At 49.3% G+C, this 23,712-nt stretch carries 29 protein-coding genes; 14 read left to right on the top strand and 15 right to left on the bottom strand.

Translation table 11 applies throughout. The annotated features are described in order from the left end of the window. From OGV57_RS21505 to OGV57_RS21485, 5 genes are all read right to left on the bottom strand, one after another. Positions 1-753, bottom strand: a complete 753-nt coding sequence (locus tag OGV57_RS21505; protein WP_110497744.1) for a hypothetical protein — start codon at positions 751-753, stop codon at positions 1-3. 11 nt (positions 754-764) lie between these two features. Further along, positions 765-1,457 carry a replication protein P gene (locus tag OGV57_RS21500; RefSeq protein ID WP_099531223.1) on the bottom strand — a complete coding sequence of 231 codons (693 nt, stop codon included), beginning with the start codon at positions 1,455-1,457 and terminating at the stop codon, positions 765-767. After that, positions 1,441-2,433: a phage replication protein O gene (locus OGV57_RS21495; RefSeq protein WP_286531706.1), complete on the bottom strand. Its 993-nt coding sequence runs from the start codon at positions 2,431-2,433 to the stop codon at positions 1,441-1,443. Before OGV57_RS21495 ends, OGV57_RS21500 begins: the two co-directional genes overlap by 17 nt. Before the next feature lie 184 nt (positions 2,434-2,617). Continuing rightward, positions 2,618-3,157: a toxin YdaT domain-containing protein gene (locus tag OGV57_RS21490; RefSeq protein ID WP_286531674.1), complete on the bottom strand. Its 540-nt coding sequence runs from the start codon at positions 3,155-3,157 to the stop codon at positions 2,618-2,620. Positions 3,158-3,159: 2 nt separating this feature from the next. Further along, positions 3,160-3,384: a transcriptional regulator gene (locus OGV57_RS21485; protein ID WP_016066201.1), complete on the bottom strand. Its 225-nt coding sequence runs from the start codon at positions 3,382-3,384 to the stop codon at positions 3,160-3,162. 13 nt (positions 3,385-3,397) lie between these two features. Between OGV57_RS21485 and OGV57_RS21480 the strand changes: the two genes are divergently transcribed. Together OGV57_RS21480 and OGV57_RS21475 are read left to right on the top strand one after the other, a co-directional pair. Then, entirely contained in the window at positions 3,398-3,865 is a 468-nt protein-coding gene (locus OGV57_RS21480; RefSeq protein WP_149382773.1) for a helix-turn-helix domain-containing protein, read from the top strand. An 86-nt stretch (positions 3,866-3,951) separates the two neighbouring features. Next, on the top strand, positions 3,952-4,962 hold the full coding sequence (locus OGV57_RS21475; protein WP_153647154.1) for a hypothetical protein: 1,011 nt from the start codon (positions 3,952-3,954) through the stop codon (positions 4,960-4,962). A 459-nt stretch (positions 4,963-5,421) separates the two neighbouring features. Here the strand turns inward: OGV57_RS21475 and OGV57_RS21470 are convergent, their stop codons facing one another. Beyond that, positions 5,422-5,628, bottom strand: coding sequence for a hypothetical protein (locus tag OGV57_RS21470; protein WP_047715892.1), 207 nt, complete (start codon positions 5,626-5,628; stop codon positions 5,422-5,424). A gap of 220 nt (positions 5,629-5,848) precedes the next feature. Between OGV57_RS21470 and OGV57_RS21465 the strand changes: the two genes are divergently transcribed. The 10 genes from OGV57_RS21465 to OGV57_RS21420 all read left to right on the top strand — a co-directional run bounded on the left by OGV57_RS21465 (position 5,849) and on the right by OGV57_RS21420 (position 11,824). Continuing rightward, a complete protein-coding gene (locus OGV57_RS21465; protein WP_286531670.1) occupies positions 5,849-5,998 on the top strand; it encodes a hypothetical protein in 150 nt (49 codons plus the stop codon). Continuing rightward, positions 5,958-6,116, top strand: coding sequence for a hypothetical protein (locus OGV57_RS21460; protein WP_286531707.1), 159 nt, complete (start codon positions 5,958-5,960; stop codon positions 6,114-6,116). Before OGV57_RS21465 ends, OGV57_RS21460 begins: the two co-directional genes overlap by 41 nt. After that, complete coding sequence (locus OGV57_RS21455; RefSeq protein ID WP_286531668.1) at positions 6,113-6,313, top strand: hypothetical protein; 201 nt, start codon at positions 6,113-6,115, stop codon at positions 6,311-6,313. Before OGV57_RS21460 ends, OGV57_RS21455 begins: the two co-directional genes overlap by 4 nt. Continuing rightward, the gene (locus OGV57_RS21450) at positions 6,313-6,510 is read left to right on the top strand and encodes a DUF1482 family protein (RefSeq protein ID WP_286531666.1); all 198 of its coding nucleotides are present in this window, start codon (positions 6,313-6,315) and stop codon (positions 6,508-6,510) included. The genes OGV57_RS21455 and OGV57_RS21450 overlap by 1 nt, the downstream gene beginning before the upstream one ends. 7 nt (positions 6,511-6,517) lie before the next feature. Further along, positions 6,518-6,679, top strand: coding sequence for a YdaE family protein (locus OGV57_RS21445; protein ID WP_286531664.1), 162 nt, complete (start codon positions 6,518-6,520; stop codon positions 6,677-6,679). Between the two features lie 139 nt (positions 6,680-6,818). Next, positions 6,819-9,671: a RecE family exodeoxyribonuclease gene (locus OGV57_RS21440; protein ID WP_286531662.1), complete on the top strand. Its 2,853-nt coding sequence runs from the start codon at positions 6,819-6,821 to the stop codon at positions 9,669-9,671. Positions 9,672-9,683: 12 nt separating this feature from the next. After that, complete coding sequence (locus OGV57_RS21435; RefSeq protein ID WP_286531660.1) at positions 9,684-10,775, top strand: RecT family recombinase; 1,092 nt, start codon at positions 9,684-9,686, stop codon at positions 10,773-10,775. A gap of 34 nt (positions 10,776-10,809) precedes the next feature. Then, complete coding sequence (locus OGV57_RS21430) at positions 10,810-11,154, top strand: hypothetical protein (RefSeq protein ID WP_048998009.1); 345 nt, start codon at positions 10,810-10,812, stop codon at positions 11,152-11,154. A 181-nt stretch (positions 11,155-11,335) separates the two neighbouring features. Further along, complete coding sequence (locus OGV57_RS21425; RefSeq protein ID WP_048998010.1) at positions 11,336-11,578, top strand: DUF4060 family protein; 243 nt, start codon at positions 11,336-11,338, stop codon at positions 11,576-11,578. Positions 11,579-11,620: 42 nt separating this feature from the next. After that, positions 11,621-11,824, top strand: a complete 204-nt coding sequence (locus tag OGV57_RS21420) for an excisionase (RefSeq protein ID WP_286502323.1) — start codon at positions 11,621-11,623, stop codon at positions 11,822-11,824. Here OGV57_RS21420 and OGV57_RS21415 read toward each other — a convergent pair. Continuing rightward, the gene (locus OGV57_RS21415; RefSeq protein ID WP_048998011.1) at positions 11,817-13,010 is read right to left on the bottom strand and encodes a tyrosine-type recombinase/integrase; all 1,194 of its coding nucleotides are present in this window, start codon (positions 13,008-13,010) and stop codon (positions 11,817-11,819) included. The two genes, OGV57_RS21420 and OGV57_RS21415, sit on opposite strands and share 8 nt — an antisense overlap. A gap of 254 nt (positions 13,011-13,264) precedes the next feature. Continuing rightward, the gene (locus OGV57_RS21410) at positions 13,265-13,438 is read right to left on the bottom strand and encodes a YciY family protein (RefSeq protein WP_003020684.1); all 174 of its coding nucleotides are present in this window, start codon (positions 13,436-13,438) and stop codon (positions 13,265-13,267) included. A 142-nt stretch (positions 13,439-13,580) separates the two neighbouring features. Between OGV57_RS21410 and cls the strand changes: the two genes are divergently transcribed. Next, complete coding sequence (cls, locus tag OGV57_RS21405) at positions 13,581-15,041, top strand: cardiolipin synthase (RefSeq protein WP_003020687.1); 1,461 nt, start codon at positions 13,581-13,583, stop codon at positions 15,039-15,041. 34 nt (positions 15,042-15,075) lie between these two features. Then, positions 15,076-15,405, top strand: a complete 330-nt coding sequence (locus OGV57_RS21400) for an HI1450 family dsDNA-mimic protein (RefSeq protein ID WP_003020691.1) — start codon at positions 15,076-15,078, stop codon at positions 15,403-15,405. Positions 15,406-15,442: 37 nt separating this feature from the next. Here the strand turns inward: OGV57_RS21400 and OGV57_RS21395 are convergent, their stop codons facing one another. The 7 genes from OGV57_RS21395 to ychE all read right to left on the bottom strand — a co-directional run bounded on the left by OGV57_RS21395 (position 15,443) and on the right by ychE (position 23,367). Continuing rightward, positions 15,443-16,279: an ion transporter gene (locus OGV57_RS21395; RefSeq protein WP_003020693.1), complete on the bottom strand. Its 837-nt coding sequence runs from the start codon at positions 16,277-16,279 to the stop codon at positions 15,443-15,445. A 45-nt stretch (positions 16,280-16,324) separates the two neighbouring features. Next, positions 16,325-17,329 carry a murein tripeptide/oligopeptide ABC transporter ATP-binding protein OppF gene (gene oppF / locus OGV57_RS21390; protein WP_003020696.1) on the bottom strand — a complete coding sequence of 335 codons (1,005 nt, stop codon included), beginning with the start codon at positions 17,327-17,329 and terminating at the stop codon, positions 16,325-16,327. Beyond that, positions 17,326-18,339: a murein tripeptide/oligopeptide ABC transporter ATP-binding protein OppD gene (oppD, locus tag OGV57_RS21385; protein WP_003833364.1), complete on the bottom strand. Its 1,014-nt coding sequence runs from the start codon at positions 18,337-18,339 to the stop codon at positions 17,326-17,328. The genes oppF and oppD overlap by 4 nt, the downstream gene beginning before the upstream one ends. An 11-nt stretch (positions 18,340-18,350) precedes the next feature. Continuing rightward, complete coding sequence (gene oppC, locus OGV57_RS21380) at positions 18,351-19,259, bottom strand: oligopeptide ABC transporter permease OppC (protein ID WP_003020701.1); 909 nt, start codon at positions 19,257-19,259, stop codon at positions 18,351-18,353. 14 nt (positions 19,260-19,273) lie between these two features. Further along, positions 19,274-20,194, bottom strand: a complete 921-nt coding sequence (gene oppB / locus OGV57_RS21375) for an oligopeptide ABC transporter permease OppB (protein WP_003020708.1) — start codon at positions 20,192-20,194, stop codon at positions 19,274-19,276. Positions 20,195-20,316: 122 nt separating this feature from the next. Beyond that, on the bottom strand, positions 20,317-21,948 hold the full coding sequence (gene oppA / locus OGV57_RS21370; protein ID WP_003844005.1) for an oligopeptide ABC transporter substrate-binding protein OppA: 1,632 nt from the start codon (positions 21,946-21,948) through the stop codon (positions 20,317-20,319). Between the two features lie 771 nt (positions 21,949-22,719). After that, positions 22,720-23,367, bottom strand: a complete 648-nt coding sequence (gene ychE / locus OGV57_RS21365; RefSeq protein WP_003020714.1) for an NAAT family transporter YchE — start codon at positions 23,365-23,367, stop codon at positions 22,720-22,722. Positions 23,368-23,712: the final 345 nt, after the last annotated feature.

Genomic DNA, 23,712 nt, shown 5'->3' with positions numbered 1-23,712 from the left:
TTATTCAGCCTCCCCGACAAATAAGCGCAGCACACGGCGATTCCGGTTCACTTCACGAACAGCGTCTCGGAGTTTTTCCAGGCTATCGAGATTGGATTTTGTTTTGCGGATTTCATTACTGATTTCACGCAGTGTCGGGACCAGTACTGGCTGACTCGCCTTTTTCAGCACAGGGATGCTGTCCAGAAACTCTTCAACCTGAACACGGTCCGTATCCGCCACGGCTGGCGCCGCAACCTTCGGTGTGATTTCGATATCTGGCAACTCTGCAAATTCCGGCACCACGGGAACAGCCCTGTAGTCGGGAAGTCCCCATTTAACACCTTTCCCCTGACCGATTTTTTGGATATATCCGCGCTTTGCCATCAGGCATAGATTTGATGCTAAACCTCTTGGATCGCGTTCCACCGCCAACGCGAGTGCTACGGTGCCCATATTCCCGCTTTCAGTCAGTAGTGCGACTATGGCCTCAGGTTTTATCGGTTCGGCAACTTCACCACGCAGCGGCTTTTTTGGAGTGTCGTTCAAATTTTTCGCACGCAGGACAGTTTTAGCTGGTTCTGCTGGTAGCGCTTGTTTTTTGTCTTCTGCACAGGCAACTGACCAGTAACCGTTAACAAATTTTACCGCCCCCTGGTCTTCCATGTTTTCCAGAATCTTAAGCATGTCGCGTACGTCTTTATTCAGCCTGGCGGAAATTTCGCGACAGGTAGATTTGCCCATTGCTTTCAGTGCGTAAATTACAGTTTTCATAGCGTCTCCCGTCAAATCAGACCAGCGTTTTTGCGTTGTTTGTACTGAGCCATCAGCATCTCTGCCGGTGTTGGCCCGGTTACTGGTTTAGGCGCAGCCAGAGCGCGTCGTACTGGTGGTATCGGTTTTCCTGACAACACACGGCGTTCCCACATTTCCAGCACCTTCACAGCTTCGCGCTCCAGTTCCTGTCGGCTCAGTTGCCCTTCGGTGCTACGGTGACGTAGTTCGAGACAGATGTGATACAGAACATCCCTGGACCATGGATATTTCTCACTGCTCGTGTAACGGAAAACCAGCTTCTGCCACTTCCAGTACTCAGCCATGACATCAGCAACCGTGATACCGAGCACACAACGCCCTTCCCTGCACCAGGCAACAAATTGCCCAGGAGATGGCAGAAACGGGCGCTCCTGGCGACGCGCCACACGAAGACCAGCGTTGACCTGCTCCATGGTTGTGATCCCGTTTTCACTGAAAGCCAGCAACCACTGGCGTCGCAATTCGTCGAACTCAGCCTGATTATTGAAGCTGTGAGCGCTGGCCGGGAACGCAGCTCGAAGGGCGCTGAACAGGGAGTTGAAGATTTCCGCAGTTTGCTCAACGTCGGGAGCCTGCACGTCCTGCTGTTCCTGCATACCGTGAGCTACACGTACAAAGTTTTCGCGGTCGAAGTTGACCATCTGCTCAGAAAGGTTTTTCATCGAACACCCCGTTGATCCAGTCTGTGTTGTTGTAATCGACCTTGTTTTTCCCGGTTGCCGGGGCCGCATGGTCACCGCAACGTATACGCCTGGTCGTCAGTTGGTCCCACTGCTTGCGCAGACTTGAAGGGCTCAGGATGTTGTCTTTCCAGAAATCATCTTTGTTGGCCCATTTGAACAAATCGCAAATGTCGAAGTGCGTGCGGTTGTCCTGCACACGCATCAGGCGGATTGTGTTAGCCCATTCGACCCAATTTGGTTCGCTCAGGCTGGCATTGACAGTCAGGCGCAGGGTATGTATCCAGCGTGCCGCTTTGAGATCATCGGCTGTTCCCCAGGACTTACCTGCCGGGGTGTAGATTCCGTCAGCAGCTTCCGGGTGACGAGAGAGGAATTTTTCAGTCGCCTCGTTTCGGGATTCTTCAGAATTCCGAGACGAAGAGATCTTATTATTTATATTGTTGTTATTATATTGTTGTTCATGATGCGCGGGGAATTGCGCGGCCTTATGCGCGGGTAAATGCTCGGCATCGCCACCGGAAGCCCCGCCATTGCTGGCTTCGTCATGCGCGGCGTAATGCTCGCCGTAATGCGCGGGGAATTGCGCGGGTACATCGTCTGTTTTTTGAGCATATTGCACATAATTTGTGATGGTAATCACAGTGCCTTTTCTCTTCTCCCCGGCGGTTGAAATCATCCCCTCTTTCACAAAATGAGCCAGCATTCGTTCCACTGCATGACGGCTGGTTGGCTCCCCATTTCGGTCGCATAATTTCAGCCCGAGATCTGCCGACGTGGTCACCAGTTGTCCGGTTTGTAATGGCCACTGCCGGCCTTTAAAGTTTGCCGTGTAGGGCTGGCGGGCGGCGCCCAACAGAAGGTTCTCCCATAGCGTGCGCAGGAAGACATCTTTAGCCCAGGGCTTCTTCAGTACACTCCGGTACAACGGGATGAATCCGGTCTTCTGGTTCTCCATCCGGTTGCTCCTGACGGCGGTACGCGCCGCAAAATCGGCGTAAGCAACATTCGACATAGCTATGCCCCTTTCGCCTGGTGTTTTGTACATACGTTTGTCATAATGCTCTCGTAATTTCTGCCTGGAATTACACCGAAGGTCGGTTCCGTTGGCGCGGTCCGACCTTTACCTTTTTTTGAACCCGTCATATAGCCCCCAGCATCATCTGCACCATCTCCATCAGCGGACCGGTTAACCCAGGGTCAACGCGATACATCTCCACGATCCCCTCGCTCAACTCTTTCAGCTTCTGATGCCGTGGCGCATCCAGCGCGACGGCAATCTTTGCTTCACTGGTTTCTTTCTCCAGCCGAGCCAGACGAGCCATAACGTTGTCTTCTGGTAGCAGACGGTTGCGGTACTTGAGCGGCAGAACAGCAAGAATTGCCGGAGTCAGTTGGCGAACGTTTTCGCGGTACCGTTCGCTGTTGAAATGGTTGTCCAGGAAGCGGAAAAGCTTCTGACGCTGTCGGCTGAGGTCATCAGGGAAAGTGATCTCGTCCCCCCCTCGCGCCTGGTACTCTTCGACGATCAGAGCAGATACGACATCCTGACCATCGACACCCGCCCACGCACGAACGGCATCGCGGATCTGGTCATGTTTATCTACCGAGACAGGTTGATTGCGATTTATCATCGCAGCCGGTTGATATCCGCTATTTTGATGAAGTGACAGTGACTGCATGGTTATGCCCTCGTTTCTTGCACTGGTAAGGCATCGGTTGGATTGGGATATAAGTCAGGCCGCAACTCATGCGGGGTGACTCCCGTAAGCTCAAAAACAGAGCGAATGTGATCGGGCGGAATGCCAGTTTTTTTCCAGTTGGAAATTGTCATTTTTGAAAATCCAAGCGCTCTTCCGAGTGCCGCACCTGTGCCGAACTTTTGAATAGCTTTCTCAATACCAGTCATAGGACCTCCTTAGATGGAAAAAGTAAAGCATCATTTTACCAATGAGTCAATCAATGAATGCCTACCGACTGGTAAAGCAATCATTTACACTAGTGAAATGAGCGAAAACACAATGACTACTGGGCTGATCTCCAGGCTTACAGAACTGAACCGGAAAGGTTTCTCTAAAACAGAGATGGCCAGGGTTGCTGGTGTCAGTAAGCAGGCTGTTTCCAGTTGGTTCAAAACAGGAAGAATCAGCAAAAATTCTGCATTAGCGGTTGCTGACGCTGCTGGGGTATCTGTCCCCTGGCTACTTGGTGAGGATGTTGGAGAGAAGGATGGCCTTAAGCCTGATGAACAGCGCCTGCTAGAGCTCTACCGCCAACTGCCAGAAGAAGAACAACAGAACATGTTGCGGATCGTATCTCTTCGATTGAAAGAACTCGACGAACTGTACGCCAAGTACATGGGACGGCGGATTAAGGGTGATGCTGATTAGTTGAGCCATACATAAAGAAATTGATGATTGTTACTGCTCCCTTTAGCAAATGACTATTTTTTTGACAGTAAAGATAAGGATTTTTTATGTCACCAAATGAAGAAATATCATTACCTCTGAGCAAACCAAAGCAGGTTACTCTTCGCGCTTTTGAGATAAAGAATCCTAACCTATCAAAAGCATCAAGTAATGCTAAAGCATCCTTAACATCCAGATTGGAACAAGTAAAATTATCTAAAGAAAGATGTATGGTTCTTAACCCTGAAGATCCTAATCAAGAAAGAGATGTTCTGTCCTACTTTAAAGAATCACCCATATCAAATTCTGTATTTTGTACGATGCTAAGGATTACTTCTGATAAAGAGGTTCAACATATAACGGACACTCTTTTTGAGAAAGAGGTTTTCTCTATGAATGATATAGAGACCGCTCATATTGATGCCACGGCCATTTGTAAAAATCATTATTATTTTTCAATGTCTGATGAGTACTTAGTTACTAATCTACCATTAAATAAGACAATCGCTCGTCTTCAAACTTACCTAAGTTGGTTCACCAATAATGATTTACTAGAATTTACACCTTTAATATCAGCTAAAGGCAAAACTAAATTAAGTGACCTGAAGGCCATTGTTGTTAGAGATCCTGAACCTTTGAGTGGTCAAGCGATAGATGTTGTACCACAGGACAGCCATACAAACTTACCTGCAACAACTGAAGGGAAAAAATCAATTAAGTTAACGCAGAAAGTATTAGATATTATAAGAAGCTCCATGTCGGATACTGAGCAACTTAATGATATTGCCCTTAGCCAAATGATATCTGCAGAGCTATTGATTAAATTTAAAAAGCCACGAAGAATGTCCGAAGATGAGTATAAAAAAGCTCTTGGTGCTTATTTAAAGCCAGTCAGTGATCTTGATAACATTTCTTTTAAGCGTAAGGACAACAAAACTGAAGTAAAAGGTAAGGATTTGCTTCTTACAAAACGAGTCAGTATCGAGACCACTCAATCTGGAAAGCTAGTTGAGCATCAATTACTACAGGAAATGAGCAGATTTCTGGTAGAATTGAGCAATGATAAAATTAACAGTTAGTGCGATTATCATATCAATGCTAACAATGTTTAGCAGCACAGTCTGGAGTGTTCGTCCGGACAGCTTCTTCGCATCCACTGTTTTTACAGTTGCAGGGATTATGTTTTCTATCGGACTTGGGTTGATCGTCACATTCAATCCAAGTGGTGTAAAAAACACTAACTATCTTCGAGCAATCAGATCGAATGTTGCTAAAGTCAGAAATTCATTTCTTCTGCATTTTGGATTATCTACGCTTTGTTACATTATAAATCAGTATGTTGCAGGCCATGAGTTTTCATTCTTCTTGCTGCAGAAAGTGACAATACTTTTCAGTATTTCAATTTTCCTATGTCTTGTAATGATATACTGTGCAATATATTTCATAATAAATTTCATAGAGTTACAGCGACTAAATAACGACATATTTGATGAGGTGAACAAAGAATCTCGTTAAATCCCGGCCACTGCGCCGGGTTTTTATTGCCCTTTTCGCACCATAGCAGCTGCATCCCGCAATACCCCCTTGTGAATTACATTTCCCACTGCCCTACGCTTAGCTTCTAGGCTATCAACTATTGCATCACGGCTGATCACTATCCCATTAGCTATCAGACTGACAACTGCACCGCCAATCTCACCCGCAATGAATGCTGCGCGGTCTTCTTCCAGTTCGTCACGATCCATAACTCACCCTCATTGATGTTTTTTTAATCATATACATTTTAAGCCCACTTTCGCAGCAATAATCTGCATAAATTTCGCACAGGTACAGCATCACTTTACTTTATTAATCCGCATTACTTGACTAAAAAGTAAAGTGGTGTTTTACTCTATTCATCAACACAACCACCGAGGAAGGACGCCCACGAAGTAGCCGTCCGGGGCATACGAAGACCGGAATGAGGTGGCGAGATTAACGCGCAGTAGGTTTGAAACGTTCCGCCAGCCTGGCGACAAGGGCAAAGCACGAGTGAGCTTCGCGGTGGCGAATTGCAGAGTGAAAAAGCTCAACCGTGAAGATCAGCGTCACGGCACCACCAGCGAAGTTCACTGAGTTCCAGCAACAAGGTATCGAGGGTGAGATGGAAAAAGCATACGAGGAATATTTTGAAGGTCTCGCCGATGGCGAGGAAGCACTCAGTTTTGCAGAATTTAAAGAGGCTCTGTCATGAAAACCGCGAATGCAATACCAAACAACGGTCGCGCCGTCCCAATGAGAAATAGCCGTACCGGCGCAGCCTGGCAGGTTTCCTATGACCATATCAACGGCACCTACTGGCACGAACCGCAGGGAAATCTGCGTCATATCCGCAGCCCGTATGCTTCGCGCACCATTGGACCGAATCTGGTTCCAGCAGGTACGCACTGATGAACACCCTTTTCGCGTTAGTGCTGACCATTGGCATGACCAACGGCGATTTTCAGGATGTGGTTCTGGGTGTTTATGACGACCAGAAACTGTGTGAACAGGCTGCCGTTGAACAGCAAGTTTCAGGGAATTGCTACCCAGTTGAAAGGATCATCAGCAGCGACGAATTACCTGCTCAGGCAGACGTTAAGTTCTGAGGAAATGATGATGCAGACCAAATGCGGTTATTGCGGCAAGCCGGTTAAAACAGAAGAAGTAATCAAAAGCACCCTTCTCTATCGCAACGGCTCACAGCTAGCGCGCAAAGAGAAAGAGTATTGTTCCAAACGTTGCGCTTCGCACGACCAGATGGCTCACGAAGGCTAACGTAAAACCCGCGCAAGGCGGGATCTACGTCCGGTGGTACCGACCAAAGTTACACCGGAAACAACATTAAAACCAAAGTTAACCCAATGGGCGCTATCAATGGTCCGGGGATTCTAACACCCAAAAATGAGGATCTCACATGGAATTCTTTAATGTGGTAAAAGCCACTCAGAAATCCGGAAAGCAAGATGCAGTGGTCTGGTTCACTGCGAAAACCGAGGCTCGCGCCAATCTAATGCTGGACGTTGCGCTGGAAGATGCTGGCATAGAAACGGGTCGCGGTAAGGACTATGCCAAACCAATTCGCACTGATTTCCCGGTTGTTGATGATCTGCCGGAAGAAGGCGAAGTTGATTTCACCTGGTGCGATCGTTACGAACTGGCCGAAGACCAGCGTACCTGGAATGTGAAATTGAAAGCTGATAACGCGGCGCAGGAAGAAAATAGTCAGGCTGATGATAATGTCGTTAATAGTGAAGTCGGTACCGAAGAACAATCTCAGCAGCCAGAGCAGCCGAACCTGATCGTCGTAGCCACCCTGCCATTCCGTCAGCGCGTACTGGCTCAGTTCATCGGTGATGGTGAATATCTCTATCACGTCGACGCTGGTCAGAAAAACGAGATTGTCCGCCTTGAGATGGACACTGATAACGCGTACGCCCAAAACCTGCTGCTGGCTGCTGGGAATGTAGAAGCATTCAAAAAAGCCATTGAGCACGATATTCATAAAGTCGTGAATGCCGTTAAGAAAGTCTTCCCTGTCGACGGTAAAAAACCGGAGCTGGCGACAGTTATCCAGTTCCTGACGGTGTGGTTCAAAACTGAATACATCGATCGCGGCCTGCTGGTCAAGGAATGGCAGAAAGGCAACCGTGTAACAACCATTAATCGCACACCTACAGGTGCGAACGCCGGTGGCGGTATTGCCTCTGACCGCAAATTCCCGCAAACCATTCTCGGGCTGGAGCATGAAATTGCTCTGGCGTTACGTGCCCGTGACCGCGAATTTGATATTTACAACGTCCCGCTGGATATAGAACTACAGGCAAACTCCATCATGAATAAGATGGACGATCCCGAATGGCTGGCGACTCGAGAGAGATTCGTTTCAATGCCTGGTAGCCTGGACTACTCACGTGCCTGCATTATCGCAACAGTAAAAACCACACCAGAAGGGCTTTATGCTAATCCTGTAAAACACCAAGAATATTTGAATAGAGTACTGACGGAAACCGACCACGCCAACCCAGATCCATTGCTCGTTGATATAGCCTGCGGTCGTTCGTCTATGCCTGTACCTATGAAACAGGAAAAAGTAACAGCTGAAGAGGTAAACAAAATTCTTGCAGCTTCCCGCGGCGAATATGTTGAGGGGATTAGTGACGCTACAGACCCGAAATGGATCACAGAAGACCTCGCATCAACCGCCCAACAAAAAGATGACCGTTCACCACTTAATGAGGAAACCACCAGCAATGTGCAGATGGAAGAAACTGTCAGTGATGAAGAACAGACTGGTAATGAAGTGCAGTCAGGCGAAAGCAGTCTGGAAACTGGTGAAGAGTCACATACCGGCCAGCAAGCCGATGTGAAACAAAAACCAGAAAATGCGCATCAGAATGATGAATCTGCGCATCAAAACGCCCAAAAAGTGAATCAAACCGAGCCAGAAGCGCAATCTGACGAACCGGCTGTTGTGTATCCCGCTTACTTCGAGCCAGGTCGCTATGAAGGTCTGCCGAACGAGGTTTATCACGCAGCGAACGGGATCAGCAGCACGCAGGTAAAAGATGCCCGCGTTAGCCTGATGTACTTCAACGCGCGCCACGTTGCCAAAACGATCACCAAAGAGCGTTCTCCGGTGCTGGACATGGGTAACCTGGTTCATGCACTGGCGTTGCAGCCAGAGCAGCTCGATGAGGAATTCAGCGTTGAACCGGTAATTCCGGAAGGCGCATTCACCACGACGGCAACGATCCGCGCGTTTATCGATGATTACAACGCAGGTCTGCAAGCGCTGCTGAGTGCAGATGAGATCAAAGCCTTGCTCGAAGAATACAACGCCACTCTGCCAGCACAGGTGCCGCTGGGTGGTTCAGTCGAGGAAACTGGTCAGAGCTATATGTCGCTTCCTGAAGAGTATCAGCGTATCGAAGCGGACCAGAAGCAGACCGCAGCGGCGATGAAAGCCTGCATCAAGGAATACAACGCCACTCTGCCAGCACAGGTGAAAACCAGCGGTAGCCGTGATGCGTTACTCGAGCAACTGGCAATCATCAATCCTGACTTGGTTGCACAGGAGGCGCAGAAGCCCCAACCACTGAAAGTGTCCGGTACCAAAGCGGATCTGATCCAGACCGTGAAGTCTGTTAATCCGGACGCCGTCGTTGCCGACGAACTGCTGGATGCCTGGCGTGAGAATCCGCAAGGGAAAGTGCTGGTCACCCGTCAGCAACTGAGCACCGCACTGGCTATTCAGAAAGCCCTGCTACAGCACCCAACCGCCGGGATGCTGCTCCAGCACCCGAGTCGCGCCGTTGAGGTCAGCTACTTTGGCTTTGACGATGAAACCGGTCTGGAAGTCCGCGTTCGTCCAGACCTTGAGATCGACCTGGACGGGGTACGCATCGGTGCCGACCTGAAAACCATCAGTATGTGGAACATTAAGCAGGAAGGCCTGCGCGCCAAACTGCACCGCGAAATCATCGATCGTGACTACCACCTGAGCGCGGCCATGTATTGCGAGACCGCAGCGCTGGACCAGTTCTTCTGGATTTTCGTTAACAAAGACGAGAACTACCACTGGATCGCCATCATCGAGGCATCAGCCGAACTGCTGGAGCTGGGCATGCTTGAGTACCGCAAGGCGATGCGCGCCATCGCTACCGGCTTTGACACTGGCGAATGGCCAGCACCGATCACCGCTGATTACACCGACGAACTGAACGACTTCGACCTGCGCCGCCTTGAAGCGCTGCGTACTCAGGCATAAGGGGAAAAGAACATGTCTACTGCAATTACTACCAACGAAAACAAGACGCAAATGATCGATAACATCTCAATTTTGACTAATGGGGAACTTTTCGACCGCCTACGCACCTTGTCGACAGTGATGGCAAATAGTGGCGCTTTTGTACCTGACCACTTCCGCGGAAAACCAGATGCCTGCATGGCTGTGGTCATGCAGGCCGCACGATGGGGTATGGACCCCTTTGCCGTAGCTCAGAAGACCCACATCGTCGGTAATAGCGGAGTGTTGGGTTACGAAGCTCAACTGGTTAATGCGGTTGTTACCAACATGTCGCCTACAAAAGATCGCCTTCATTACGATTGGTTTGGCCCATGGGAAAACATCATTGGTCGATTTGTAGAGAGAACCAGTTCTAAAGGCAATAAGTACATCGCGCCCAGTTGGGATTTAAAGGATGAGGCCGGTGTAGGAATTCGTGTGTGGGCAACGATGAAAGGCGAGGATGAGCCACGCGAACTGGTACTCATGCTTTCTCAGGCTCAGGTTCGTAATTCGACACTATGGGCAAGTGATCCGCGTCAGCAGCTCGCTTATCTCGCGGTAAAGCGCTGGGCTCGCTTGTACTGCCCTGATGTGATTCTTGGTGTTTACAGTGCCGATGAAGTCGAAGAACGAGAAGAAAAAGTTATTAACCCTGGCTCAGCCCAACGAATGAGCGTTGCTGAAATCGCAGGTGACACCGTCACAACTACGCAAAGCGCACACGAATCGTCGGTAAATATCGACGCTCTTGCCGATGATTTCCGCGAGCGCATCGAGGCAGCACAGGATGTTGATAGCGCCAAAGCACTGCGTGCTGATATCGAAAGCGCGAAGGCCACGCTCGGATCTGCCCTGTTCACCGAGCTGAAGAATAAGGCAGTGAAGCGCTACTACCTGGTTGATTCACGTAACAAGGTTGAAGCCGCGATAAACTCCCTGCCGTCTCCGGATGAACCGGATGCAGCTGAACGGTTTGGGGAAGTTGAGCGAGTTCTTGCAACGGCGAAACGTCATCTGGGCGACGAACTGCACGATCAGTTCAGCATCACCTTGGCGGATATGAAACCGGAATACGTGGCCTAAGGGAGGCGGGAGGGCGAACCCTCCCGGTAACGAGATGAGTAAATCTTTAAACGCACGCTGCATCCGCCGCTGGGAAATTGAGTTCAAAGGACGTTGCGATTCGAAAGTAAGTCCTTGGTGGCGCAAACACCACCTTCGCGGTTACATCCGGGAATGCGCCCTGACAACTGCCGACTGCATGGTTGAGCGTATGGCTGAGGACAACGCTCTGGTTGATTTTCAAGGTAATGGTCGCGGCTGGTCACCGGAGTTCTCTGCCTGGTACCACGAACGCCGAGAACAGTATCTTAAAGAGGCGCGCGACTATCTAAACGAAGACGCCACCAATGACGAGATCGACGAGGAAATCCAGAACGAGCTGGAGGCCTGGAATGACTGAGCTAAATTATAACCCGGCAGACCCCGATAAAATGCAACTCCCGAAGGGTAAGACCTGCGGCGACTGCGCCCATATCCGTCGCTGTAAGGCAATTTTCGGGCATACCGAAACCGATGCATATTGCGATTGTCGCCGTCCCGAGCGGTTTTCCGTCAACCATCTAATCCAGAAGGCGGTGACCATGCGACTGATTAACCGAGGCAACCAGCAATCCCCGTTAGCGCGTAAGGCATGCGACATAGCACTGGCCACTCATGCAGAACGTTACGGCGACTATGGCCGCAGCAAGATGAAAGAGACGTACACGGTGAGAGTTGAAGGTGTGAAGGTCTGGGTGGAGGTAGTGAACCGTAAGGCTAGCTACGTGGCCACGGCGATGACAGGTATGCGCCGGTTGCGCGCGTTGCCTGGTCAGGTTTCTTGATATTACTTTTGGAAATGGCCCAGTTCGGGCCATTGGAGAAAAATGATGGATGATATTTTGCTGACGTCAGACCTGACCAGTCGATACAAAATCTCACGTAAAACCCTTTGGTCATGGCAAAGCACAGACACGATGCCGCGGGGTTTTGCGAAGCCGTTCCCCGCCCCGGACTTTCCTGGTAATCCTAACCGCTGGAAGTCGGAGTCAGTCAAAGAGTGGGAAGGTGTGAAACAGTCAATTAACTGAACGGCTCACCGATGATGTTTTCAAGATGGCTCTGCCAAACGTGGAGCCAGTGTTTTTGATCATCGATGTAGTCATGCAGGTTATAGTGCGCCATCACGCCAACCATTTGGTGACCAAGTAACTTTTCAATCACATGCGGCGGACAGCCAAGTTCTGAAAGATTTGTTGCGATCGTTCTTCTCATATCATGGAGAGACCAGGGCTCCATGCCGGATTCTGACCAAATATACCTGGCATAGTTCGAAGCAACTGGCGGATGAACCGGGACGTCTTTAATTTCCCCATCCAGTAAGCGCTGTGAAGTGACTAAATGCTTTGTGTTGATCTTCTCAAGATGATTTTTTACCAGTCCCACCGCAGCATCAGAAAGAGCCCTTCTCATGTGCACTCGCGTTTTGTAACTTCCAGCAGGAACTATCCATTCATTTTCATCCAGCTTGAACCATGACCTTTCGCTCAACCGAATCTCTGCCGTCCTACAGCCGGTCAACATAATAAATTTCACAAGAAACACGGACTCTATGGACATGCGGTTTTGCAGCCACCGATAAATAGCCACCAGTTCACGATCATCCAAGCGCCGCGTTCTCTTTTTCGGTTTTTGGCCAACGTCAGTGGGTAGCAATCCCTCGAGCGGATTGGTCGATATTACGCCTCGGTTAATACAGAACCTGAATGAGCGTTTGCACAGCGAAAGCATATAATGAGCCATCACCCTGCTTTCAATCTGATCAAAAACATCTATCCAGTGCCTTTTTGTCGAATTGTCTACTTTGACGTTTCGCATCGGCTCGGCGATATGCTTGGCAAATACCAACTGATAATAATCTGTCTTTGTCAGTTGATTAGCGATGCAGTGTTTCTCGATCCAATAATTGAATGCTTCCGATACGGCCATGGAACCTTCGCGGGTCAATTTCTCCAGCTTTACTTGCTCTCGGGGATCGAGTCCTTCAGTAAGCCAGGTTCTGAATTGCTGACGCCTTTCCCTTGCCTGAGCAATACTCATTGCTGGATAATCGCCGACATTGAGTTTTACAGCTTTGCCAGCCCATCTGTACCGGTAGAAGAAAGAGACCTTTCCGGCCTGACTGATCCTTGCGTTGAGTCCGTGAGAATCTGAAATAGTTTCGATATCATCGCGTTTCTTGCCAAGGGCCTTCCTGAGCTTTGTGTCAGTGATCATTGAATGGGTACACATTTGGCTTTTGAGTACGCAAAAGTGTACACAAAACTCATTGCTCAAAGATACCCGCAATGTAACACTTGTACTCGGAGTGTGATAATTGGAAGGCTGAAAGGCAGGCGGCAGAAGGGTTCAGCGTAACAGAACGTTTTTGTGCGAAATTCTTCGAAATGGGCTGAATGACAATACAAAAAAGTATTTTAAAAACAAAACAAAAACAGACATTGGGCACCGCCAGCGGTGCCCTTTTGGGATCAGATGCTGTGGATCGCAAACAGCAACGAGTTGCGTTGATGGTTGAGAATGCACTTTCTGATAGTGTGGATACGCATATTACGACGCGATTGTCCTTCAAGCCAACGTGCTTTACGGCGGCTAGCCTGACGCAGCATCCGCCAGCGTCCCACTTCCGTTCTACTACGCTTCATGTTTACTACTCTTTCAGTCACTGAGTGGCCATTATAACGCCACACCGAATGCAGACCAGCGGTTTTCCCGTGTTTTTATTTGCCAGATTAATCCTGATGCGTAAACTCTTAACAATACGCTTTCAAAAGGATTTTTAAATTTATGACAACCTTCTACACCGTGGTGAGTTGGCTGGTCATTCTGGGTTACTGGGTACTCATTGCTGGCGTAACATTACGCATTCTAATGAAACGACGCGCAGTGCCCTCCGCAATGGCCTGGCTTTTGATCATCTATATTCTGCCATTGGTAGGGATCATTGCTTATCTGTCCTTCGGTGAGCTCCACCTGGGTAAACGCCGCGCCGAACGCGCCCGGGCAATGTGGCCGTCAACGGCCAAGTGGCTGAACGATCTTAAAGCCTGTAAGCATATTTTTGCGCAGGAAAACAGCAGCGTCGCCTCCTCCTTATTTAAACTGTGCGAGCGTCGTCAAGGAATCGCCGGCGTTAAGGGAAATCAGCTGCAGCTGCTCACCAGTTCAGATGACGTGATGCAGGCGCTGATCCGTGATATTCAACTGGCGCGCCACAACATAGAGATGGTGTTCTACATCTGGCAGCCGGGTGGTATGGCCGATCAGGTAGCCGAGTCGTTAATGGCTGCCGCGAGGCGTGGCATTCACTGTCGCCTGATGCTGGACTCCGCCGGCAGCGTGGCATTCTTCCGCAGCCCTTGGGCGGCGATGATGCGTAACGCAGGCATCGAGGTTGTAGAGGCGCTGAAGGTGAACCTGATGCGTGTATTTTTACGCCGTATGGACCTGCGTCAGCACCGCAAAATGATCATGATCGACAACTACATTGCGTATACCGGCAGCATGAACATGGTCGATCCGCGCTTCTTCAAACAAGATGCAGGCGTTGGGCAATGGGTTGATTTAATGGCAAGAATGGAAGGCCCGGTAGCCACCGCTATGGGCATCGTCTATTCTTGCGACTGGGAAATTGAGACCGGAAAGCGCATTTTGCCCCCGCCACCGGACGTCAATATCATGCCGTTTGAGCAGGCCAGCGGGCACACCATTCACACAATTGCCTCGGGTCCTGGTTTCCCAGAAGACTTGATTCATCAGGCGCTGTTAACCGCAGCTTATTCAGCGCGCGAATATTTAATTATGACCACGCCCTACTTTGTTCCCAGCGACGATTTGCTGCATGCAATTTGTACGGCAGCACAGCGCGGGGTCGACGTCAGTATCATTCTTCCACGTAAGAATGATTCCCTGCTGGTTGGCTGGGCAAGCCGGGCCTTTTTCACTGAGTTGCTGGCAGCTGGCGTTAAAATTTATCAGTTCGAAGGCGGCCTGCTGCACACCAAGAGCGTACTGGTCGATGGCGAGCTGAGCCTGGTCGGTACCGTTAACCTGGATATGCGCAGTCTGTGGCTCAATTTTGAAATCACGCTGGTCATTGACGATGCCGGATTCGGCGGCGACCTCGCCGCCGTGCAGGATGATTATATTTCGCGTTCCCGCCTGCTTGATGCCCGTTTGTGGGTAAAACGACCACTCTGGCAGCGGATAGCAGAGCGACTGTTTTACTTCTTTAGTCCGTTGCTGTAAAACGTGCCCATCAGACAGTAAACAGGTAGTCATTATGGATATGGATTTGAACAATCGCCTGACCGAAGACGAAACGCTTGAGCAGGCTTACGACATTTTTCTCGAACTGGCTGCGGATAACCTCGATCCGGCAGATATCATTCTGTTCAATTTGCAGTTTGAAGAACGCGGCGGTGCCGAGTTATTCGATCCGGCAGAAGACTGGCAGGAGCATGTTGATTTTGACCTGAACCCTGATTTCTTTGCCGAAGTGGTGATTGGTCTGGCAGATACAGAAGACGGCGAGATTAACGATATTTTTGCGCGCGTTTTATTATGTCGCGAAAAAGATCATAAGCTCTGCCATATTCTCTGGCGCGAATAATCAAACAAAAAAGCTGCTCTCGCAGCTTTTTTCATTTTTAGCCCGGTAGTTTGCTTCCGCAACGGTTACAAAACTGCGCGCTATGTTCGTGCTGCGCCTGCTGACACTGGGGACATTTTCGTTGGTGCCCGCGATGCTGGAACGCACTGCTCATGTGCGTGGTAATCAATCCCGTCGGTATCGCAATCACCGAGTAGCCAATCAGGATAAGCACGGACGCCACCATGCGCCCCAACGGGGTGTGCGGTGTGATATCGCCATAGCCGACGGTGGTTACAGTAACAATCGCCCAATACACCGACGCATTCAGCGTAGTAAATCCATATTTTGGCCCTTCAATCAGATACATCATCGCACCAAAAACCACCATCAGAATAGCGATAAAGGAATAGAACAACATCAGCTGATGTCGGGCACTTTTTAACGCATTCCAGAACACCCGTAGAGAAGGCATAAAGCGCAACAGCTTGAGAATACGCAGTACACGCAGGACACGCATCGCCCGCCAGGCGAAAACATAACTCAGACTGATTTCCGGCCATAGCCACATCACATACAGCGGCAGGATGGTGGCAAGGTCAACTATCCCCCAGAAACTAAACACATATTTGGCGGGATTGGCCCAACAGCATAAGCGCAGAAGATATTCGAGAGTAAAGACCAGAGTAATAAAGATCTCCAGCCAGACAAAAACGCGCCATTCCTCAAAGGTTAAATGGTATTGTGTCCCTACTCCGGACTCAATGAAGATAACAATAACGCTGAGCAAGGCGAATAGCGCGCACATACCTTCAAAGCGACGCCCTGAACGGGTGTTTAAATCGAATAATTTGCGAAAGAGCGCGCGGCGGACAGAAGAGACTAAACCTGGCACAGATACCTCACCAAAAAAAGGGCTGACTTTTGTCAGCCCTCGGAATTATAGCGGGTCTACTTTCAGGCAGGAAACTGCGTGTCGGAAACTTCCTTCGAGAACCGGGCGCGTTTTTGCGCATTCCGGCCCTGCAATCGGGCAGCGCGTACGGAACACGCAACCGGAAGGAGGGTTAATCGGGGACGGTAACTCGCCTTCCAGCAACTGGATAACCTTGTTCCTTTCCTGATCCGGATCGGGGATCGGCACCGCAGACATCAGCGCTTTGGTATAAGGATGCAGCGGGTTATGGTACACCTCGTCATAGGTCCCTAATTCCACCGCATGTCCGAGATACATAACCAGCACACGGTCGGAGATATGTTTAACCACCGCGAGGTCGTGGGCAATGAAGATTAACGATAATCCCATTTCTCGCTGAAGTTGTTGCAGCAGGTTAACCACCTGGGCCTGGATTGACACGTCCAGCGCCGAAACGGGTTCATCGCAGATAATCAACTTCGGTTCTAGGATCAGCGCGCGGGCAATACCAATACGCTGACACTGGCCACCTGAAAACTCATGTGGGTAGCGGTTAATCAGGTTGGGCAGTAATCCTACCTTCATCATCATCGCTTTCACACGATCGCGGACTTCCTGACCAGGAAGATTCGGATGATATGTACGCAGCGGTTCGGCAATGATTTCACCAATGGTCATGCGCGGGTTTAACGATGCCAGCGGATCCTGGAAAATCATCTGGATATCACTGCGTACTTCCCGCCACTCATCGGGTTTCATGCCGAGTAAATCTTTACCCAGCCAGGCAACCTTTCCATCGGTGGCCTTCACCAGGCCGATAATCGCACGGGCAAAGGTCGATTTCCCGCAGCCTGATTCACCGACCACGCCCAGGGTTTCGCCCTCATACAGTCGCAGGGTTACGCCATCAACTGCCTTAAGGGTTTTAGATGGTTGCCAGAACCACTGTTTGCCATCTTTAATATCGAAATGGACTTTAAGGTCAGCAATCTCAAGGAGCACTTTACGTTGTTCGGTTACCGCATTCATACCAGTTCCTCCACCGGCTTAAAGCAGGCGCGCAAACGGCCTGGACTAAATTCCTCCAGTGGCGGAGCACTGCTACAGATTTCCATCGCATGCGGGCAACGCGGCTGGAATGGACAGCCTTTTGGCAGACGCAGCAGGTTCGGTGGGTTGCCCGGGATCGTGAGCATCTCTTCCCCTTCTGCATCCAGACGAGGTACGGCATTCAGCAAACCAATCGAATACGGATGAACGGGCTTATAAAAGACATCCCGCGCACTGCCGTATTCCATCGTACGACCGGCGTACATCACCAGAACTTTATCGCAAATACCGGCAACAACCCCCAGATCGTGGGTGATCATGATAATCGCGGTGTTGAATTCGCTTTTCAGTTCATTCAGCAGCGTCATGATTTGCGCCTGTACCGTCACATCGAGCGCAGTGGTCGGTTCATCGGCTATCAGTAATTTGGGCCTACACAGCAACGCCATAGCGATCATTACGCGCTGACGCATACCACCGGAGAATTCATGCGGATACATTTTCATGCGCTTACGCGCTTCCGGCATTTTCACCGCATCCAGCATTCTGACCGACTCTTCAAAAGCTTCCGCTTTGCTCATGCCTTTATGCAGCATCAGAACTTCCATCAACTGCTCCCCGACCCGCATGTACGGATTGAGAGACGTCATCGGGTCCTGGAAAATCATCGAGATCTGCTCGGCGCGCAGTTTGTTCAGTTCACGTTCCGGTAAGTTCAGAATTTCACGTCCGTTGAACGTAGCGGAGCCCCCGATACGACCATTAGCCGCCAGCAGGCCCATCAGGGCAAAGGCCGTTTGCGATTTACCTGAGCCGGATTCTCCGACAATACCCAGCGTTTCTCCAGCTCGCAGAGAAAAGTTTAAATCGTTGACCGCAGTTACATCGCCGTCGGGGGTAGCGAACGTCACACGCAAATCTTTTACGTTCAGCAGTGCGTTAGCCTGTTGTTGCGCGAGCGGCGCGGTTGAGGTTTCAATTACGCTCATGGCTGCACTCCTTAACGGTCTTTCGGGTCGAGGGCATCACGCAAGCCATCGCCAATAAAGTTAAAACAGAACAAAGTGACCACCAGGAAACCTGCCGGAAACAGCAGCAGCCATGGTGAGACTTCCATTGAGTTGGCACCATCACTGAGCAGAGCGCCCCAGCTACTTAACGGCTCCTGCGTACCTAATCCCAAAAAGCTCAGGAAGGATTCAAACAGGATCATGCTCGGCACCAGCAATGAAGCGTATACCACCACCACACCCAGCACGTTCGGCACAATATGGCGGATAACGATACGCACGGTAGACACCCCACCCACTTGCGCCGCTTCAATAAACTCTTTGCGCTTGAGGCTCAGCGTTTGTCCACGCACGATACGCGCCATATCCAGCCAGGAGACCATCCCGATAGCGACAAAAATCAGCAGGATATTTTGCCCAAAGAAGGTGACCAGCAGGATCACAAAGAACATGAACGGGAAGGAGTTGAGAATTTCCAGCAGACGCATCATCACCGAGTCGATTTTTCCGCCGAGGTAGCCCGACAGAGAACCGTACAGTGTACCGACAACAACCGCGACCAACGCCGCCGCAATGCCGACCATTAGCGAGATGCGCCCGCCAATCGCCACGCGTACCAACAGGTCACGTCCCGACGAGTCAGTACCGAAATAGTGGCCTGATTCCGTATCCGGCGCGCTGGACATCATGCCCCAGTCAGTATCGAAGTAGGTAAACTGCGACAGCATCGGCGCGAGCGTCACGAACAGCGCAATAATTACCAGCACCACCAGGCTTGCTACCGCAGCTCGGTTATGCATAAAGCGTCGACGCGCGTCCTGCCACAGGCTGCGGCCTTCGACCTCCAGCTTTTCACTGAAATTCTCCAGCGCTTCGCTGTTTTTCTTACTTAACATCATAGCGAGCTCCAGTATCAGTAACGAATTTTCGGGTCGATAACGGCATAAAGCACATCGACAATCGCGTTAAACACGATGGTCAGAGTACCCACCAGTATGGTCAGACTCAGAACCAGCGAATAGTCGCGGTTTAACGCGCCATTGACGAACAACTGACCAATGCCAGGTAAACCATAGATGGTTTCAATAACCATCGAACCAGTGATAATGCCGACAAATGCCGGTCCCATATAGGACAGCACTGGCAACAGCGCAGGTTTTAACGCATGGCGGAAAATAATCCGCCGCATCGGCAGCCCTTTGGCGCGCGCGGTACGAATAAAGTTAGAGTGCAGCACTTCAATCATCGAACCGCGAGTAATACGAGCGATACTGGCGATGTAGGCCAGTGACAAGGCTACCATTGGCAGGATCATAAATTTCAACGCCCCACCGTTCCAGCCCCCGCCGGGCAGCCATTTCAAAGTTATGGCAAATATCATGACCAATAAGGGAGCGACCACGAAACTGGGGATAACTACCCCAGTCATTGCCACCCCCATCACCGTGTAATCCCAACGTGTATTTTGCTTCAGCGCGGCTATCACCCCGGCGCTAACGCCGACGAGTACCGCCAGAATAAAGGCTGCCGCACCCAGCTTCGCAGAAACCGGAAAACTCGAAGCAACGAGGTCGTTAACCGTGTAGTCTTTATATTTAAAGGATGGTCCAAAATCGCCATGCGCCAGCTGTTTCAGATAGCTGAAATACTGCGTCGAGATAGGATCGTTAAGATGATATTTCGCTTCAATATTCGCCAGCACCTCTGGCGGTAACGCGCGTTCCCCGGTGAATGGGCTTCCGGGCGCAAGGCGCATCATAAAGAATGAAATCGTAATAAGAATAAACAGCGTCGGAATCGCTTCCAGACAGCGACGTAATATGAATTTTAACATTGCCCGTACCTTCTGGCGTGTGCCTTTATACCTCTTTAACCCCGACGTTCAGGTAAAGCGGTATTAATAGTTCGAAGAAAAAAGACACTGTGGGGCAAAAATGATTGCCCCACGTCTTGCCATTAATGCTTGATAATATACAAGTCTTTAACGTGGATATTATCCATCGGGTCTTTACCGGAGTATCCGCCAACCCATGGTTTCACCAGGCGGGCATTGACATAGTAATAAACCGGTACAATCGCAGAATCTTTATCCAGCTGCTGTTCCGCTTTCGAATACAGTTCGCTGCGCTGCGCTTCATCAGTCACTTTCAGCGTATCCGCAATCAGCTTATCAAATGCCGGGCTCTTATAGTGGACGGTATTATTCGAGCTGTCGGACAGCACCATATTCAGGAAGGACGTCGGTTCGTTATAGTCCGCACACCAGCCCGCACGTGAAACATCATAGTTGCCCTGATGGCGCGTATCGAGGAACGTTTTCCATTCCTGGTTTTCCAGCTTCACATTAGCACCCAGATTTTTCTTCCAGATAGATGCCGCGGCAATAGCCAGCTTCTTATGCAGGTCTGAAGTGTTATACAGCAGGTCAAAGGTCAGCGGTTTCTCAGCGGTATATCCGGCCTCAGCCAGCAGTTTCTTCGCTTCTTCATTACGCTTTTCCTGAGACCACTTGAACCACTCTGGCTCAACCAGTTTCGCGCCATCGGTGTATGGAGGAGTAAAGCTATACGCCGGCAGGTCACCCTGGTTTTTCACTTTATTGACGATAATGTCACGATCCAACGCCAGCTTCAGGGCGGTACGAACACGAACATCGTTGAACGGTGCTTTCTGGTTATTGATTTCGTAATAATAGGTGCACAGATACGGGTCAACGTGGACTTCGTTCGGGATCTCTTTTTTCAGTTTCTGGAATAACTCAATCGGCATGTTGTTATAGGTCATGTCGATTTCACCGCTGCGATAGCGGTTAACGTCAGTCACTTCAGAAGAAATAGGCAGGTAGGTTACCTGGTTAATAACCGTTTTGGCGTTGTCCCAATAGTTGGTATTACGCTCAAGCACAATGCGCTCGTTCACAACCCAGTCTTTCAGTTTATACGCACCGTTAGTAATGATGTTAGCGGGCTGGGTCCACTTCTCGCCGAATTTTTCAACAGCAGCTCTAGGAACCGGTGAAACGGAAGAGTGCACAAGAAGTTTGTAGAAATAAGGAACAGGTTCGCTGAGGGTGACTTCAAAAGTATGATCGTCGAGAGCTTTTACACCGAGATCGGTGATCGGTTTTTTACCGGCGATAATATCATCAATATTGACGATATGACCGTACTGCAAATAACTGGCGTACGGTGATGCAGTATTTGGATTAGCCAAACGTTGCCAGCTATACACGAAATCTTGCGCGGTAACAGGCGTGCCGTCAGACCACTTAGCATCTTTACGCAGATGGAATGTCCAGACTTTAAAATCTTTATTTTCCCATTTTTCAGCCACGCCAGGCGATGGTTTGCCATCGACATCACTGATTAATAAACCTTCAAACAGGTCACGGTTAATGTTGGATTCAGGTACACCTTCGATTTTGTGGGGATCGAGTGACTGCACTTCCGAACCGTTATTACGCACCAGAGTCTGCTTTTCAGCAAGCTGCACACCCGCTGGCACTACTGCCGCCGTGGCAACATTTCCAGCGACTAGCGCAGTTAAGATCCCCGCAGCTACTAAACTTTTTTTAGTGATGTTAGTCATTGTGTTGTACTCCCTCATTATTATGGCTGGTTTTTTAACCAGACTGTTAATCCTGTCAGGATCACTGTACGGCACCGGAGATTTTCTGCCGTCAGGTCGTTTTTTGTTTTACTGCTTGCTATCACCGACTTTATTTATTCTGGCGGTTCGTATGACTGCCTTACGTCGATTATCTACGTGCCTCCCCTGCCGGAAACACGCTATTACCCTGTTGAGAGAAACTAACTGCAAATGATTCTCATCAACGTGAATTCTTCTGCATAATACCTGGCCGGAAAGTATCAAATGCGTTTCTTAACCGCCAATACATTTTACAAATTTGTTAACCAATTCTCTTTTATTGGAAATAAATCTTACAAAGAAAGTCTTACGAATGAAGGTTTTCTATAATAAAACCATGAAAAACAATAAATTACATCAAGCCAGGTGTTAACTACCCTGTCAGGTGTCAACACCACGTCAAAATACACATAAATTTAACAATTGGTTATTAATTAGCACATTCAACTGAAAAAAACGCTGAAATAACTAATAACATTTCGATAATCCTACAGCAAGCCCCAGAGTATGATGTTAATTAAATAACAGCGATATCAGGCTCTCTCTGGCAGATGGATGAGTGTTACATTCATAAAATCAATGAATAAACAAATGAATAACCATCAGCATTTTTTATTATCACTATGCTGATTTTCAACTTTAGTGAGAAGTTTTACTGATAATGAAAGGAAACGGAGCCGGGACCGACTCCGTTTGTACAGAAGAGAGATATCAGGCCAGCAAACCTGGGAAAATGGATTTGATACCTGTAACAATGAATTCGATACCCAAGGCCATTAACAGTAGCCCCATAATACGCGTAATGACGTTGATGCCAGTTTGTCCCAACAGTCGTACCAGCCATGGCGCCATGCGAAACAGCCCCCAGCAGCACAGGGCAAACAGCGCAATCGCGACAAAAAAGCCAAACAGGTTAATCGCACTGTGATATCGCGTACCCCAAACAATAGTTGAGCTTATCGCCCCCGGTCCCGCCATCAACGGCAATGCCAACGGTACAACGCCGATACTCTCACGGATTGCGGTTTCTGATTTTTCCTGTTTGTTTTGTTTATCTTCCCCTAGTTTTCCGCTAATCATTGACATCGCGATAGTCACAACCAGAATGCCGCCGGCAATCCTGAACGAATCTATTGAGATACCGAAAAGTTGCAGAATACCATCACCAAGAAACAGCGAAGTCCACAGAATGATAGCGACTGACAGGTTTGCCGTAAGGTTGGTTTTGTTTCGCGCTGCAGCAGTTTGATAACTGGTCATACTGATAAAGACAGGGATGATCCCTACCGGGTTGACCAACGCAAATAACCCAATGAAAAATTTAAAATAGACAGGAAAATCAAATAGCGTTTGGATCACGGTTAGCTCCGAAGCGTTAGCCGGATAAAATGAGTCATAAAAATTGATAAAATCCGCGCTGAAGATACGCCTTTTGTCAGCATACTTCACCTTCTATCTTCGTATATCTACGTAAATACGCTACCAATACTCAGTGTTATTAATATGTATTAATTATGCTAACGTTATTAGCATTCATTACGTCAATTTATTAACACTTGACGAGAAACGCTAAAAGGGCCTGCTGAAAGGTGTCAGCTTTGCGAATTTTTGATCCAGATCACGCAATTACTACTCAGAAGTGAGTAATCTTGCTTACGCCACCTGGAGGTAACGCGTTAGAGTTAACTGGCACTAGCGTATAAG

Origin of the sequence: Citrobacter sp. Cf087 (assembly GCF_030334285.1) — a bacterium.
In the GTDB taxonomy this organism is placed as follows: Bacteria; Pseudomonadota; Gammaproteobacteria; order Enterobacterales; family Enterobacteriaceae; genus Citrobacter; species Citrobacter freundii.
Note: the sequence above shows the minus strand (reverse complement) of the source record. Positions and strands in the feature narration are given on the sequence as shown.